A 13,562-nucleotide genomic window follows, 5' to 3' on the forward strand; every position below is an offset into this window, starting at 1 on the left:
ACAATTCGAAGGAGCCGCCTTGGCAGAAGAAGCCGTCATCGACGTCCGCACCGTTCCGAAGCCCGAGCGCCACCCGCGCATCATCGAGGCCTATCAGTCGCTGGAGGTCGGCGACGGACTGATCCTGGTCAACGATCACGTGCCCGAGGGCCTGCGGGTGGAGATGGTCAGGGAGTTCGCCGACGCGGTGGGCTGGGAGCCGCTTGAGAGCACGGCGGACGAGGTGCGCGTGCGCATCAGCAAACAGGCTTCGACCTCGGCACCGCGAGTCGTCCTCGACGTCGCCGACCTCACCGCAGACGTCGAAACCTCCGGGTCCGTCTGGCAGCTGCCACCGCAGCAGCGAGACCTCGACGCCAATGTCATCGCGCTCGCCCCGGGCGGAGAGATCCGTGAGCACACCGGCCCGGACCTCGATGTCCTCATCCACGTCCTCGCCGGAGCCGGGACTCTCGAGACCGAGACCGGCATGATCGACCTCGTCCCGGGGCAGATCGTGTGGCTGCCGCGCCGTTCGCGGCGTCGCTTCACCGCTGACGCCGAGGCAGGACTGCGGTACTTCTCCGTCCATCAGCGCAAGCAGGGGCTGACGATCACCGCCCGGCCCTGAGGCCGCCTCAAGAGGCGAACCGTGAGGCCGCCGCAGAAGGCGAACCGTCGAGGCTCGGCTCAAGGCGCCTCGGGGATCCACGCCGAGCCGTCCTCGACCCGATAGATGAGGTTCGTCCTGGTGTGGGCGACGGCCGGGTACCGTGTGAGGTAGTCGAGGACGAAGGACTGCACGGCCTCGGTGTCGGTGGCCACGATGTGCAGCAGATAGTCGTCGGCCCCGGCCATGTGATACATCCGCACCACCCCGGGAAAGTTCGGTGCTGCGGCGGTGAACGCATCGATCTCGGCACGATCGTGCTTGGCCAGTCGGATCGAGACCAGCGCCTGCAAGCCGACCCCGAGGGCGGACGGATCGACATCGACGCGGAAGCCGCGGATGACGCCGAGCGACTTCAGACGCTTGAGGCGCAGAGAGACCGTCGACTCTGAGATCCCGACGGCCGCCGCCAGCGCGGCCCCGGAAGCGCGGGAATCCGCGCTGAGTTCCTGAAGAAGACGGCGATCGGTGGCATCGAGTGAGACATTCTGCGGCATGAGTCACAGTCTGACACACGCGGTCGAAGGTTCTCCATGATCAGATCGACAGATCACAGGTCGTCCGAGCATCATTGCGTCATCTGAGAGAACTGGTTTGAATACCGCTATGACCACAATGCATCCCGAGACCCGAATGGTCCACGGCGGAATGGAAGGCCTCACGGAGGCAGGTGTCCATGTCCCCGCCATCGACCTGTCCACCACCAATCCGGTCAATGACGTCCGCACCGGCGGGGACTCCTATGAACGGCTCGCTTCCGGGCACTCGCCCGACGACGGTGACTCCGCTGTCTACCAGCGCCTCTGGCAGCCCGGCGTGGCGCGGTTCGAATCGGCTCTGGCCGAACTCGAACACGCCGATGCGGCCGTGGCCTTCTCCACCGGTATGGCCGCGCTGACGGCCACCCTGCTGGCCGCCGTCGACGCCGGTACTCCGCACATCGTGGCCGTCCGCCCTCTCTACGGCGGCAGCGACCATCTCCTCGAATCAGGCCTGCTCGGCACCTCGGTGACCTGGGCGAAGGAGAGCGAGATCGACTCGGCCATCCGTGCGGACACCGGACTCGTCATCGTCGAGACTCCGGCGAACCCGAGCCTCGACCTCGTCGACCTCGACGCCGTCGTCGCCGCCGCCGGAGACGTCCCGGTCTTGGTCGACAACACCTTCTGCACTCCGGTGCTGCAGCGTCCCCTCGATCACGGGGCCGCCCTCGTCCTCCACAGTGCGACGAAGTACCTCGGCGGTCACGGCGATGCCATGGGCGGCATCATCGCCACGAACACCGAGTGGGCCACACGCCTGCGCCGAGTCCGTGCGGTCACGGGAGCACTGCTGCACCCGATGGGCGCCTACCTACTCCACCGCGGCCTGCGCACCCTGTCCGTGCGGATGCGTGCGGCCCAGGACACCGCCGGTGAACTCGCCCGCCGGCTGCGGTCCCGGCCGGAGATCGCGAAGGTCCATTACCCCGGTCTGGCCGGAAGCGATCCCCGCGGCCTCGTCGGTCGGCAGATGGACGGCGGAGGTGCGATGATCGCGATCGACATCGCCGGAGGCTTCGAAGCCGCCCGCACCTTCGTCGAGCACTGCGAGCTCATCGTCCATGCGGTCTCCCTCGGCGGCGCCGACACCCTCATCCAGCATCCGGCCTCGCTGACCCACCGCCCCGTCGCCGCCACCGCGAAGCCCGGAGACGGACTCGTCCGCCTCTCGGTCGGCCTCGAACACGTCGATGACCTCGCCCGGGACCTGTTCCTCGCCCTCGACTCCATCCGTACGGCGGCGTGACCGCGGTCGCCCGCCCGAACTCCCGGGCCTGAGGTCTCTGAGTCCCACTTCGCTCTTGACCTTGACGCTGCGTCAACTTCTAGGCTGTCGGACATGGACTGGTCCATACAGGAAATAGCACAGTTGACGTCGACGACGAGCCGCACCCTGCGTCACTACGACGCTATCGGGCTGCTGCCGCCGAGTCGGATCGCCGCCAACGGCTACCGCTGCTACGACGAAGCGGCACTGGTGCGCCTCCAGCGCATCCTGCTGCTCAAGGAGCTGGGTCTGCCGTTGGTCAGGATCGCCGAGGTGCTCGATGACACCGAGGATCCGATCACGGCGCTGTCCGAACACGTGACCTCGCTCGGACGCGAGCGGGAGCGCCTCGGTCGGCAGATCGCTGCCGTCACTGCGACCATCACACGATTGAAAGCAGGTGAGTCGCTCATGGCCGAAGAGATGTTCGATGGTTTCGACCACCGGCAGTACGAAGAGGAAGTCACCGCTCGTTGGGGCGCCGAGGCGTATCGGCGCTCCGATGAGTGGTGGACGGGGCTGTCCGATCAGCAGCGCAGGGACTTCAAGGCAGACGTCGCCGACCTCCAACGGGACTGGATCGCTGCCGCCGCCGACGGCGAGGGTCCCGAATCGCCGAGGTGCCGGGAACTGGCCAGGAGGCACATCGCCTGGCTGTCCCGGACACCGGGGACTCCCGCGGCCGACCCCGATGGGGATCTGCGCGGATACGTCACCGGGCTGGCCGAGATGTACGTTTCGGACGAACGATTCTCCGCAAACTTCGGAGGCAGCGACGTGGCGAGGCTGGTGCGGGATTCGCTCCTGGCCCACCTCGCCGCGACCCGCGACTGATCCGTCGCCGAGGCGGTCGTCCGTCAGCCACGGACGCTGAGGACGATCAGGACAGCTGGGACAGGGCCCCGCGGATCTTCTCCGCGGGGCCTTCCAGCTGTTCGGGCGTCTGCATCGGCGCCCGGTCGCTGATATCGAAATCGTCCATCGACGTCGTCGGCAGCACATGGATGTGCAGATGCGGAACCTCATAGCCGACGACGAGCAGTCCGATGCGCTCGCAGTCGAAGGCCTGTTTCTGGGCCTGTCCGATCCTCCTGGCCACCGCCATGAGATGGTCGAGCAGCTCTTGGTCCGCGTCGATCCAGTGGGAGATCTCCTCCCGCGGTACGACCATGACATGGCCTTCGGTCATCGGGGCGACGTCGAGGAAGGCGACGCACTTGTCATCGGAGTGGACGAAGGTGCCGGGAATCTCGCCGTTGATGATCTTGGTGAACAGGGTGGCCATGGTGGAGTCCTCCTTGCTGTGTCCGACGGGCCGTCGACCGGCCCGCAGAATGCGGCTCGAGTGTCAGAGGCCGGAACGCGCCGCGGCGAAATCGCCGGTGAAGTCCCGCGTCTGGCTGCGGGCGACCTGCCTGCCTCTGATGATCGTACCCGTCGCAGAGATGACGAAGACTGCCCGCTCGGCCACTCCGTGGATCTCATCGAAGACGCCGAAGGCGGAAGCGACCTCGCCGTGGGGCCAGAAATCGGATCCCAGCGCAAGACTCGTCCCGGTCTGCTGCGCCCACGCGGCCAAGGTGTATTTCGAGTCCACCGACACCACGACGATGTCGACGGCCTGCGAGTCATCGTGCATGCGGGTCCGCCAGCGATCGAGATCAGCCAGCTCGTCGCCGCAGATCGGCGAGAACGCGAACGGCACGAAGGCCAGCACGAGCGCGGACCCGCGGGTCGCCTCGGCGAGGGTGATCACCGATCCGTGCTGATCGGCGAGTGCGAAATCCGGGGCCCTGTCACCGGGCCGCAGGATCATGAATAGTTCTTCTTGCCCACGAGCCGGAATCCGGCCCAGTCATCGGCGGCGCTGACCGTCGAGGTCACGTGCATGCCGGCAGTGGGTGCCGCTTCGGAGATCTCGGCCGGGCTGATGTGCCCGGGACGGTTCGCCTTCGGGCTGAGCAGCCAGACGACCCCGCCCTCCTTCAGCGTGGCCTGGGCGTCGACGAGGCCATCGATGAGATCATCGTCGTCCGAACGCCACCACATGAGGATCACGTCGTAGACATCATCCTCTTCGCCGTCAGCGATCTTGTCACCGATGATGGCCTCGATCGCCTCACAGAGTGCCTGGTCGACATCGTCGTCATAGCCGATCTCTTGCACATAGTCGCCCTTGCTGAAACCGAGGTTGTGGCCCAGCTCGTTCGCCAGGGTCGACGCGGAGGATGTCCTTTCAGAAGCGGAGTTGCTCATGCCTGTATTGTTCCGTCAACTGTGCTCACGGTGCAAATGTCGGCGCGTCTGCCGACCGCAAGCGCAGTCAAACCGCTTCCAAGGGCCGCACTTGCGTCAGGCAGATCACAAGCGGACGGCACAGCGAACTTCAGCTGTGCGTACTAGGCTGAGGACTGTATCGGGTGGACCCTGGGCCCAGACACCCTGCGGACCATACTCCATCCGACGAACATGATCTCTACACCAACGAAGATCGTGGAGCTGAAGAGAGGACCACATCGTGGACAATCGGAATCAGGGCGGGCCCATTCTCAACGGGCTGCCCAGCCAGGTGCCGGACATCGACCCGGAGGAGACCGAGGAATGGCTGGCCTCCCTCGACGGTCTCATCGATGAGAGCGGTCGCTCGCGGGCGCGCTACGTCATGCTGCGCATGCTCGAGCGCTCGCGCCAGAAGCAGATCGGTGTACCGAGCCTCACTGCCACCGACTACGTCAACACCATCGGCCCGGAGAACGAACCCTGGTTCCCCGGCGATGAAGAGGTCGAGCGTCGCTACCGTCGGTGGAACCGCTGGAATGCCGCCATGCTCGTCCACCGCGCTCAGCGTCCGGGTGTCGAGGTCGGCGGCCACATCTCCACCTATGCCTCCTCGGCGACTCTCTACGAGGTCGGGCTCAACCACTTCTTCCGCGGCAAGGACCATCCCGGCGGCGGCGACCACATCTTCTACCAGGGTCACGCCTCCCCCGGCATGTATGCTCGCGCCTACCTCGAAGGCCGGATGAGCGCCGAGCAGCTCGACGGCTTCCGTCAGCAGCAGTCGCACTTCATCGACGGCAAGCCCCAGGGCCTGCCGTCCTACCCGCACCCGCACCAGCTGCCGGACTTCTGGGAGCACCCCACGGTGTCCATGGGCCTGGGGCCGATGAATGCGATCACGCAGGCGCAGTTCGACAAGTACCTGCACAATCGGGGCATCAAGGACACCTCCCAGCAGCAGACCTGGGCGTTCCTCGGCGACGGAGAGCTCGACGAGCCCGAGAGCCGCGGCATGCTGCACGTGGCGGCTTTCGAAGAGCTCGACAATCTCAACTTCGTCATCAACTGCAACCTGCAGCGCCTCGACGGGCCTGTCCGCGGCAACGGCAAGATCATGCAGGAGCTCGAGTCGTACTTCCGCGGCGCCGGCTGGAACGTCATCAAGGTCGTCTGGGGTCGCGAATGGGACGCGCTGCTGGCCAAGGACCGTGACGGTGCCCTGGTCAACCTCATGAACATCACGCCCGACGGCGACTACCAGACGTACAAGGGCGAGTCCGGCGGGTTCGTCCGCGACAACTTCTTCGGTCGCGATCCGCGGACGAAGGCGATGGTCGAGGACTACAGCGACGATCAGATCTGGAACCTCAAGCGCGGCGGGCACGACTACCGCAAGGTCTTCGCCGCCTACAAGGCCGCGGTCGAGCACACCGGTCAGCCGACCGCGATCCTCGTCAAGACCGTCAAGGGCTATTCGCTGGGACCGCACTTCGAGGCCCGCAACGCCACGCACCAGATGAAGAAGATGACCGTCGACGACCTCAAGCTCGCCCGCGATCACTTCCAGATCCCGATCTCGGACAAGGCCCTCGAGGAGAACCCGAAGCTCCCGCCGTACTACCACCCGGGAGCGGACGCTCCCGAGATCAAGTACATGCAGGAGCGTCGTGCCGAGCTCGGCGGCTACTCCCCCGAACGTCGGACGACCTATGTCGATCTCAAGATGCCGTCGGACAAGGCCTTCGAGGCCGGACGCCGCGGTTCGGGCAAGCAGTCGATCGCGACCACGATGGGATTCGTCCGCGTGCTCAAGGACCTCATGCGGGAGAAAGAGTTCGGTCACCGGATCGTGCCGATCATCCCGGACGAGGCCCGCACCTTCGGCATGGACTCGTTCTTCCCGACGGCGAAGATCTACAATCCGCACGGTCAGAACTACATCTCGGTCGACCGCGATCTGTTCCTCGCCTACAAGGAGGCCACGGACGGACAGCTCATGCACGTGGGCATCAACGAGGCCGGGGCGACCGCGGCGCTGACCGCCGCGGGCACGTCCTACGCGACCCACGGCGAGCCGATGATCCCGTTCTACATCTTCTATTCGATGTTCGGGTTCCAGCGCACCGGTGACTTCTTCTGGGCGGCAGGAGATCAGATGGCCCGCGGCTTCGTCCTCGGCGCCACGGCCGGACGCACGACGCTGGTGGCCGAAGGCCTGCAGCATGGTGACGGACATTCGCACCTTTTGGCCTCGACCTACCCCTCGGTGGTCTCCTACGACCCGGCCTACAGCTATGAGATCGCCCATATCGTCAAGGACGGCATCCACCGGATGTACGATCCCGCCGATGAGCGCGACCCCAATGTGCTGTACTACATCACGATGTACAACGAGCCGATGGTTCAGCCGGCCGAACCCGAGGGCCTCGACGTCGAAGGCGTGCTCAAGGGCCTGTACCTGCTGAAGAAGGGACCCGACAACGGCGGCCCGAAGGTCCAGCTCATGGCCTCCGGCGTCGGAGTGCCGTGGGTCCTCGAAGCCCAGGAACTGCTCGATCAGGATTGGGGGGTCTCGGCCGATGTGTGGTCGGTGACCTCGTGGACCGAACTGCGTCGTGACGGGCTCGATGCCGATAACGAGCGTCTGAAGAATCCCGAGGCCGAGGCTCGCGTGCCCTTTGTGACCGCGAAGATGTCCGAGTCCGAGGGACCGGTCGTGGCGACTTCGGACTACATGCGTGCAGTCCCCGACCAGATCCGCCAGTACGTGCCCAGCCACTTCACCTCGCTCGGCACCGACGGCTACGCGATCTCGGACACTCGCCCGGCCGCCCGTCGCTACTACCTCGTCGACGGACCGTCCGTGGTCACTCAGGCGCTCCTCTCGCTCGCCGACACCGGAGCGGTGCCGGCCGAGAAGGCCGCCGAGGCGGCGAAGAAGTACCAGATCGACGATGTCCGTGCCGGCAGCTCCGGCTCGACCGAAGGAGCGGGCGCCTGATCGCCTGAACTCAGAGCACCGTTGTGGCCGGGGTCGTGGAGACTCCGGCCACAACTGTTTCCGATTCGGGCTTTTTGTATGTCGCTGACAACACTCTTGTGCAATCTCATCTAAAGTGATGTCCATGATGTCCGATTCCGAGACCTTGCGCCGTCGCGCCGAAACCGCTCGCCGACTGCGCGCCGGAGTGGGTGTCCTGTCGTCGGTGACGCTCCAACGACTCGAGGCCCAGCTGCCCTGGTACCGTTCGATGTCGTCATCGGACCGGTCCTGGGTGGGGCTGCTCGCTCAGTCCGGGATCTCGTCCTTCGTCGACTGGTACCGCAAACCCGATACGAACCTGCGTGTGGTCTCGGATCTGTTCAAGACCGCACCGCGGGACCTCATCCGCGCGATCAGCCTGCAGCAGACCCTGCAGCTGCTCAAGATCGTCGTCGAAGTCGTCGAGGAACGCGTGCCCGACATCGCGCGTCCGGCCGAGCAGCCGGCCCTGCGAGAAGCCGTGCTCATCTACTCCCGTGAGATCGCCTTCGCCGCCGCCGATGTCTATGCCCGCGCGGCCGAGGCTCGCGGCAGCTGGGATGCCAGGCTCGAAGCCATGGTCATCGACGCCCTCGTGCGCGGGGACTCCGTCGACGAGCTCGCCAGCCGCACCGCGGCGTTCGGGTGGCAGTCGGAGGGCCCGGTCTGCGTCATCGTCGGCCGCGCCCCGCAGCGGTCGGCGAAGAAGGGCCTCGAAGGCATTCGGCGCAAGGCCAGGCGCTGGGCCGATGACGCCCTCGTGGGCATCCATGACAATCGACTGCTCATCGTTCTGGGCGGGGTCTCCGAGCTCGACGATGCCGTGGAGGACCTCTCCGACTGCTTCGGCCCCTCCGAGGTCATCGTCGGTCCCACGGTTCCCGTCCTCGCCGAGGCCGCTACCTCGGCGAAGGCGGCGATCCGAGCCCTCAGGGCCGCTACGGCGCGCCCGGACTCCCCACGGCCGGTCAAGGCCGACGACCTGCTGCCGGAACGGGCTCTGTCCGGTGACGGCATCGCCCTGCGCGAACTCATCGAACGCTATTACGAGCCCCTCACCACCGGCACCGGACAGCTGCTGAAGACCGTCAGCGCCTATGTCGAGTTCGGTTCCTCGCTGGAGGCCACCGCCAAGGCGCTGTCGGTGCATCCGAACACCGTGCGCTATCGTCTGCGGAAGATCACCGACGCCATCGGACTCGATCCGACGACTTCTCGTGATGCGTTCGTCATCCATATCGCATTGGTGTACGGGCGACTGTCAGAGGACGGGCTATTGTCGAACAGCGACAAATCTCGTTGATTCGGACCCGGAATCGACTAGATTCATCCACGCAACCCAACGAAAAGAGAACTGAGTGCTAGCAATCACCTGCCCGGGCCAGGGAGCCCAGAAGTCTGGATTCTTGAGTTCCTTCCTCGAGCTCGAGACCTTCTCCGCGCAGATCGACGAACTCTCCGCCGACTCGGGGATCGATCTTCGTCTGCACGGGACGGAATCCGACGATGAGACGATCAAGGACACCGCGCTGGCTCAGCCCCTCCTCGTCGCCTCGGCCATCGCCTGTGCCGCCGAACTCGGCATCAGCCCCGGCGTCGTCGCCGGACATTCGGTGGGCGAGATCGCTGCCGCACAAATCGCGGGAATCCTCACCGCCGCCGACGCCATGCGCTTCGTGTCCGTGCGCGGACAGGGCATGGCCTCTGCCGCTGCCACCACCCCGACCGGCATGTCCGCCGTCGTCGGCGGTCAGCCCGAGGACGTGCTCTCGGCCATCGAAGCCGCCGGGGCCAGCCCCGCCAATGTCAACGGCGGAGGCCAGACCGTGGCTGCCGGCTCGCTCGATGCCCTCTCGGCGCTGTCGGAGAACCCGCCGGAGCGGGCCCGAGTCATCCCATTGCAGGTCGCCGGCGCCTTCCACACCGAATACATGGCCCCGGCCACCGACGACCTCGCCGCCACCGCCGCGGACCTGAGTCCGTCCGATCCGCAGGTGACCATCCTCAGCAACTCCGATGGCGCTGTTGTGGCCTCGGGCCGCGAATACGTCGATCGTCTGGTCAAGCAGGTCACGAACCCGGTGCGCTGGGATCTGTGCCAGGAGGCTCTGCTGAGCTCCGGAATCACCGGAATGATCGAGCTCGTTCCCGGTGGCACGCTCACCGGAATCGCACGACGCGCCATGAAGGGCGTGGAGACATTCGCCATCAAATCAGCCGCCGATCTCGACGGCGCGCGTGAGTTCGCGGCAGCCCACGCCTGAGTATCGAAGGAAGACGACATGCCAACACTGAAGACCGCCGAGCCGGGCACCTTCTCCCGCATCACGGGAATCGGCGCCTACCGGGCAGAGAACCTCGTCACGAATGATGACATCGCCGGGCCCATCAATTCCTCGGACGAATGGATCCGCCAGCGCACCGGAATCATCACCCGCCGGCGCGCGAGCGAGGACGTCGGCGTGCTCGACATGTGCGAAGAGGCCGCACTCGAGGCCGTCGCCTCCGCCGGTCTCAAACCCGAGGACATCGGCGGAATCATCATCTCCACGGTGACCTTCCCGTACTTCACCCCCTCGGCCGCCTCGGCGCTGACCGATCGTTTGGGCACCGGCCCCGTTCCCGCCTGGGACATCAGCGCCGCCTGCGCCGGCTACTGCTACGGCATCTCCCAGGCCGATGCCCTCGTGCGGGCGGGAACCATGGACAACGTCCTGGTCATCGGTGCCGAGAAGCTGTCCGACATCATCGACCCCGAGGACCGTTCGATCTCCTTCATCCTCGGTGACGGGGCCGGAGCCGTCGTCGTCAGCTCCTCGGACGAGCCGGGCATCTCGAAGACCGTCTGGGGGTCGAAGGGCGAGAGCTGGTCGACTATCCGCATGACCGATTCGCTCATCGACATCCGTGACAACCGTGAGCTTCCGTTCCCCACCCTGCGGCAGGACGGACCCAATGTCTTCCGCTGGGCCGTCTGGGACGGCGCCGAGGTGGCCAAGGAGGCTCTGACCGCCGCGGGCATCGAAGCCGGTGACCTCGCCGCCTTCGTCCCGCACCAGGCCAATATGCGAATCATCGACGAATTGGCCAAGCAGCTGAAGCTGCCGAACTCCGTCGTCATCGCCCGGGACATCGCCGACAACGGCAATACCTCGGCGGCGTCGATTCCCCTGGCCACCGAACGACTGCTGCGCGAACAGCCCGAACTCAGCGGCGGGCTGGCCCTGCAGATCGGTTTCGGTGCGGGGCTCGTCTACGGCGCGCAGGTCGTCCGCCTGCCCTGAGACACACCATTCACGGAAAACCGTCCGTGAATGTCCTAAGATATTCGGCGGGACACTCGTCGAAACGTTCCTCAAGCGGTCGAAAACCCTCGGCCGAAATCAGAAAGTAGGAAAGAAATGGCATTCACCGAATCTGAAGTCCTCGCAGGGCTGGCAGAGATCGTCAACGAAGAGACCGGCCTGGCTGTCGAGGCAGTCGAAGCCAACAAGTCGTTCACCGACGACCTCGACATCGACTCCATCTCGATGATGACCATCGTCGTCAACGCCGAGAAGAAGTTCGGCGTCAAGATCCCGGATGACGACGTCAAGGATCTCGTCACCGTTCAGGACGCTGTCGACTACATCAACAAGGCTCAGGAAGCCTGAACCACAGCAACCGAGCACGGCCCGTCCACCGGCGGGCCGTGTCCACACTATCGACGAGGTTTGTACCATGACAGCTAAAGTTGTCGTCACCGGCATCGGTGCGGTAACCCCCCTGGGCGCGAATGCCGATGCCACGTGGCAAGCCATTCTGGCCGGCACCTCAGGCGTCCACACAATGGACAATGATTGGTCTGAGAAGTACGGCCTCGCCGTGGACTTCGCCGCAGAGGTCGACCCACAGGTCGTCCCCGACAATCTCAAACGAGTCCAAGCCAAGCGCCTCGATCCGTCGAGCCAGTTCGCTCTCATCTCCGCTCGCGAGGCGATGGCCGACGCCGGCCTCGACGACACCGACCCCGAGCGCACCGCGGTCTCCTGGGCGACCGGCATCGGCGGTGTCTGGACGCTGCTCGACGCCTGGGACACCCTGCAGGAGGAAGGCCCGCGCCGGGTCATGCCCCTGACCGTCCCCATGCTCATGCCCAATGGCCCTGCCGCGGCCATCGGCATGGAGTTCAAGGCTCGTGCAGGTGTGCAGACGCTGGTCTCAGCCTGCGCATCGTCCACCGAGAGCCTTGGTCACGCCTACGACGTGCTCGCCTCGGGCAAGGCCGATGTCATCATCGCCGGCGGATCCGAAGCGGCGATCCATCCGATCACGCTCGCCGCGTTCAATTCCATGCAGGCGCTCTCGCGCCGCACCGACTCCCCTGAGACGGCCTCACGTCCGTATGACACCGACCGGGACGGGTTCGTCATGGGCGAGGGTGCGGGCGCGCTCATCCTCGAGACCGAGGAGCATGCGAAGGCCCGTGGAGCGACGATCTACGCCGAGGTGGCCGGCTGGGGCATCTCGAACGACGCCTATCACATCACCGGCGGCGAGCCCGAGGGCAAGCACGCACTGGCGGCCATGCAGCAGGCACTCACCGCCGGCGGACTGTCCGCGGCCGATATCAAGCACGTCAACGCCCACGCGACGTCCACCCCCGTCGGGGACATCCCCGAGTCGCTGGCGATCAGCGAGCTCATGGGCGACGATGTCGGTGACGCGCTCGTCTCGGCCACGAAGTCGATGACCGGCCACCTGCTCGGTGGCACCGGCGCCGTCGAGGCCATCCTCACGGCCAAGGCGCTGCAGACCCGCACCGCTCCCCCGACCATCAACATCGACGAGGTCGATCCGAAGGTCGTCGGGATCAACATCGTCCGCGACACACCTGCTGAGCTGCCTGCCGGTGACATCGCAGCGATCACGAACTCATTCGGTTTCGGCGGCCACAACGCCGTCGTCGCGTTCCGCTCCGTCTGAGGGACCGCGCCCGCCGAGTCCGGCCCGTCCGGCCCACGCGTCTTCGGGCCGGACGGGGTAAGGTCGCAAAGCGGCCCACTCGAGGACGGTCAGCCCAGTCTCCGACTCGGGTTGTCCACCCTCGCGTGGGCCGCTTTCGTGTACGCAGGGTGTCCGGAGCCGACTCCAGGTGCTGCCACGCATGCTCAAAGGGCACACCCGAGGTAGGAGAGTGTGCCCTTTGAGCATGATGGAATCGGTCGTGGCGACGACCACGACGTCCGTCGCGTCGGGACGCGTCGGAAGAACCGCCGGCTCAGCCGATCCCGGTCAGAGCTCAGCCGACCTTGGTCAGCCAGCGAACGGGAGCTCCTTCGCCGGCATGGCGGAAGGGATCGAGTTCCTCGTCCCAGGCCTCGCCGAGCGCAGTGGCCATCTCTGATGAGAACTGCGCCGGATCGCCGGCCGACCGTTCCATGACGGAGCGGATGCGGTCTTCGGGAACGAGGATGTTGCCGGCGGAATCGGTCACGGCATGGTAGATGCCCAGATCGGGGGTGTGGCTCCACCGTCCGCCGTCGACACCGGGGGACGGTTCCTCGGTGACTTCATAGCGGAGCGAATCCCAGCCGCGCAGGGCTGAGGCGATACGAGCGCCTGAGCCTGCCGGCGCGCGCCAGCAGACTTCTGCGCGCACCAGGCCTGGCGCCGCCGGCTGGGGTGTCCAGTCGAAGCGTGCCTGTGCGCCGATGGCCCCGCCCGCTGCCCATTCGATGTGCGGGCAGAGCGCGCGAGGTGCTGAGTGGACGAAGAGTACGCCCTGTGTCATATCCATTTGTGCCTCCTACCTCGGATACG

Annotated in this window: 14 protein-coding genes; 9 read left to right on the forward strand and 5 right to left on the reverse strand. The window is 65.9% G+C overall.

From position 1 onward, the window contains the following. Nucleotides 1–19 precede the first annotated feature (19 nt). Nucleotides 20–610 (forward strand): DUF2249 domain-containing protein, encoded by a 591-nt coding sequence (locus IG171_RS07110; RefSeq protein ID WP_249204165.1) that lies wholly within the window; start codon nucleotides 20–22, stop codon nucleotides 608–610. A gap of 59 nt (nucleotides 611–669) precedes the next feature. Here IG171_RS07110 and IG171_RS07115 read toward each other — a convergent pair whose 3' ends face one another. Then, a complete protein-coding gene (locus IG171_RS07115; protein WP_212130953.1) occupies nucleotides 670–1,146 on the reverse strand; it encodes an Lrp/AsnC family transcriptional regulator in 477 nt (158 codons plus the stop codon). A gap of 109 nt (nucleotides 1,147–1,255) precedes the next feature. Between IG171_RS07115 and IG171_RS07120 the strand changes: the two genes are divergently transcribed. Further along, complete coding sequence (locus IG171_RS07120) at nucleotides 1,256–2,437, forward strand: PLP-dependent aspartate aminotransferase family protein (protein ID WP_212130955.1); 1,182 nt, start codon at nucleotides 1,256–1,258, stop codon at nucleotides 2,435–2,437. 93 nt (nucleotides 2,438–2,530) lie between these two features. Continuing rightward, nucleotides 2,531–3,292, forward strand: coding sequence for a MerR family transcriptional regulator (locus IG171_RS07125; RefSeq protein WP_212130957.1), 762 nt, complete (start codon nucleotides 2,531–2,533; stop codon nucleotides 3,290–3,292). 46 nt (nucleotides 3,293–3,338) lie between these two features. Here the strand turns inward: IG171_RS07125 and IG171_RS07130 are convergent, their stop codons facing one another. The 3 genes from IG171_RS07130 to IG171_RS07140 all read right to left on the reverse strand — a co-directional run bounded on the left by IG171_RS07130 (nucleotide 3,339) and on the right by IG171_RS07140 (nucleotide 4,714). Beyond that, on the reverse strand, nucleotides 3,339–3,743 hold the full coding sequence (locus tag IG171_RS07130; protein ID WP_212130959.1) for an HIT family protein: 405 nt from the start codon (nucleotides 3,741–3,743) through the stop codon (nucleotides 3,339–3,341). 63 nt (nucleotides 3,744–3,806) lie between these two features. After that, nucleotides 3,807–4,274 carry a redoxin domain-containing protein gene (locus tag IG171_RS07135; protein WP_212130961.1) on the reverse strand — a complete coding sequence of 156 codons (468 nt, stop codon included), beginning with the start codon at nucleotides 4,272–4,274 and terminating at the stop codon, nucleotides 3,807–3,809. Next, entirely contained in the window at nucleotides 4,271–4,714 is a 444-nt protein-coding gene (locus tag IG171_RS07140; protein ID WP_212130963.1) for a DUF3052 domain-containing protein, read from the reverse strand. Before IG171_RS07140 ends, IG171_RS07135 begins: the two co-directional genes overlap by 4 nt. A 262-nt stretch (nucleotides 4,715–4,976) precedes the next feature. Between IG171_RS07140 and aceE the strand changes: the two genes are divergently transcribed. The 6 genes from aceE to IG171_RS07170 all read left to right on the forward strand — a co-directional run bounded on the left by aceE (nucleotide 4,977) and on the right by IG171_RS07170 (nucleotide 12,725). After that, nucleotides 4,977–7,739: a pyruvate dehydrogenase (acetyl-transferring), homodimeric type gene (gene aceE, locus IG171_RS07145; RefSeq protein WP_212130965.1), complete on the forward strand. Its 2,763-nt coding sequence runs from the start codon at nucleotides 4,977–4,979 to the stop codon at nucleotides 7,737–7,739. A gap of 124 nt (nucleotides 7,740–7,863) precedes the next feature. Further along, nucleotides 7,864–9,063 carry a helix-turn-helix domain-containing protein gene (locus IG171_RS07150; protein ID WP_212130967.1) on the forward strand — a complete coding sequence of 400 codons (1,200 nt, stop codon included), beginning with the start codon at nucleotides 7,864–7,866 and terminating at the stop codon, nucleotides 9,061–9,063. A 55-nt stretch (nucleotides 9,064–9,118) separates the two neighbouring features. Continuing rightward, a complete protein-coding gene (locus IG171_RS07155) occupies nucleotides 9,119–10,024 on the forward strand; it encodes an ACP S-malonyltransferase (RefSeq protein WP_212130969.1) in 906 nt (301 codons plus the stop codon). 18 nt (nucleotides 10,025–10,042) lie between these two features. Continuing rightward, nucleotides 10,043–11,044, forward strand: a complete 1,002-nt coding sequence (locus tag IG171_RS07160; RefSeq protein ID WP_212130971.1) for a beta-ketoacyl-ACP synthase III — start codon at nucleotides 10,043–10,045, stop codon at nucleotides 11,042–11,044. 117 nt (nucleotides 11,045–11,161) lie between these two features. Next, on the forward strand, nucleotides 11,162–11,413 hold the full coding sequence (locus IG171_RS07165; RefSeq protein WP_212130973.1) for an acyl carrier protein: 252 nt from the start codon (nucleotides 11,162–11,164) through the stop codon (nucleotides 11,411–11,413). A 67-nt stretch (nucleotides 11,414–11,480) separates the two neighbouring features. Further along, nucleotides 11,481–12,725: a beta-ketoacyl-[acyl-carrier-protein] synthase family protein gene (locus IG171_RS07170; protein ID WP_212130975.1), complete on the forward strand. Its 1,245-nt coding sequence runs from the start codon at nucleotides 11,481–11,483 to the stop codon at nucleotides 12,723–12,725. Nucleotides 12,726–13,041: 316 nt separating this feature from the next. Here IG171_RS07170 and IG171_RS07175 read toward each other — a convergent pair whose 3' ends face one another. Continuing rightward, complete coding sequence (locus IG171_RS07175; protein WP_212131578.1) at nucleotides 13,042–13,533, reverse strand: DUF3145 domain-containing protein; 492 nt, start codon at nucleotides 13,531–13,533, stop codon at nucleotides 13,042–13,044. Nucleotides 13,534–13,562: the final 29 nt, after the last annotated feature.

This window comes from Brevibacterium sp. SMBL_HHYL_HB1 (assembly GCF_018208375.1).
Lineage (GTDB): Bacteria > Actinomycetota > Actinomycetes > Actinomycetales > Brevibacteriaceae > Brevibacterium > Brevibacterium intestinavium.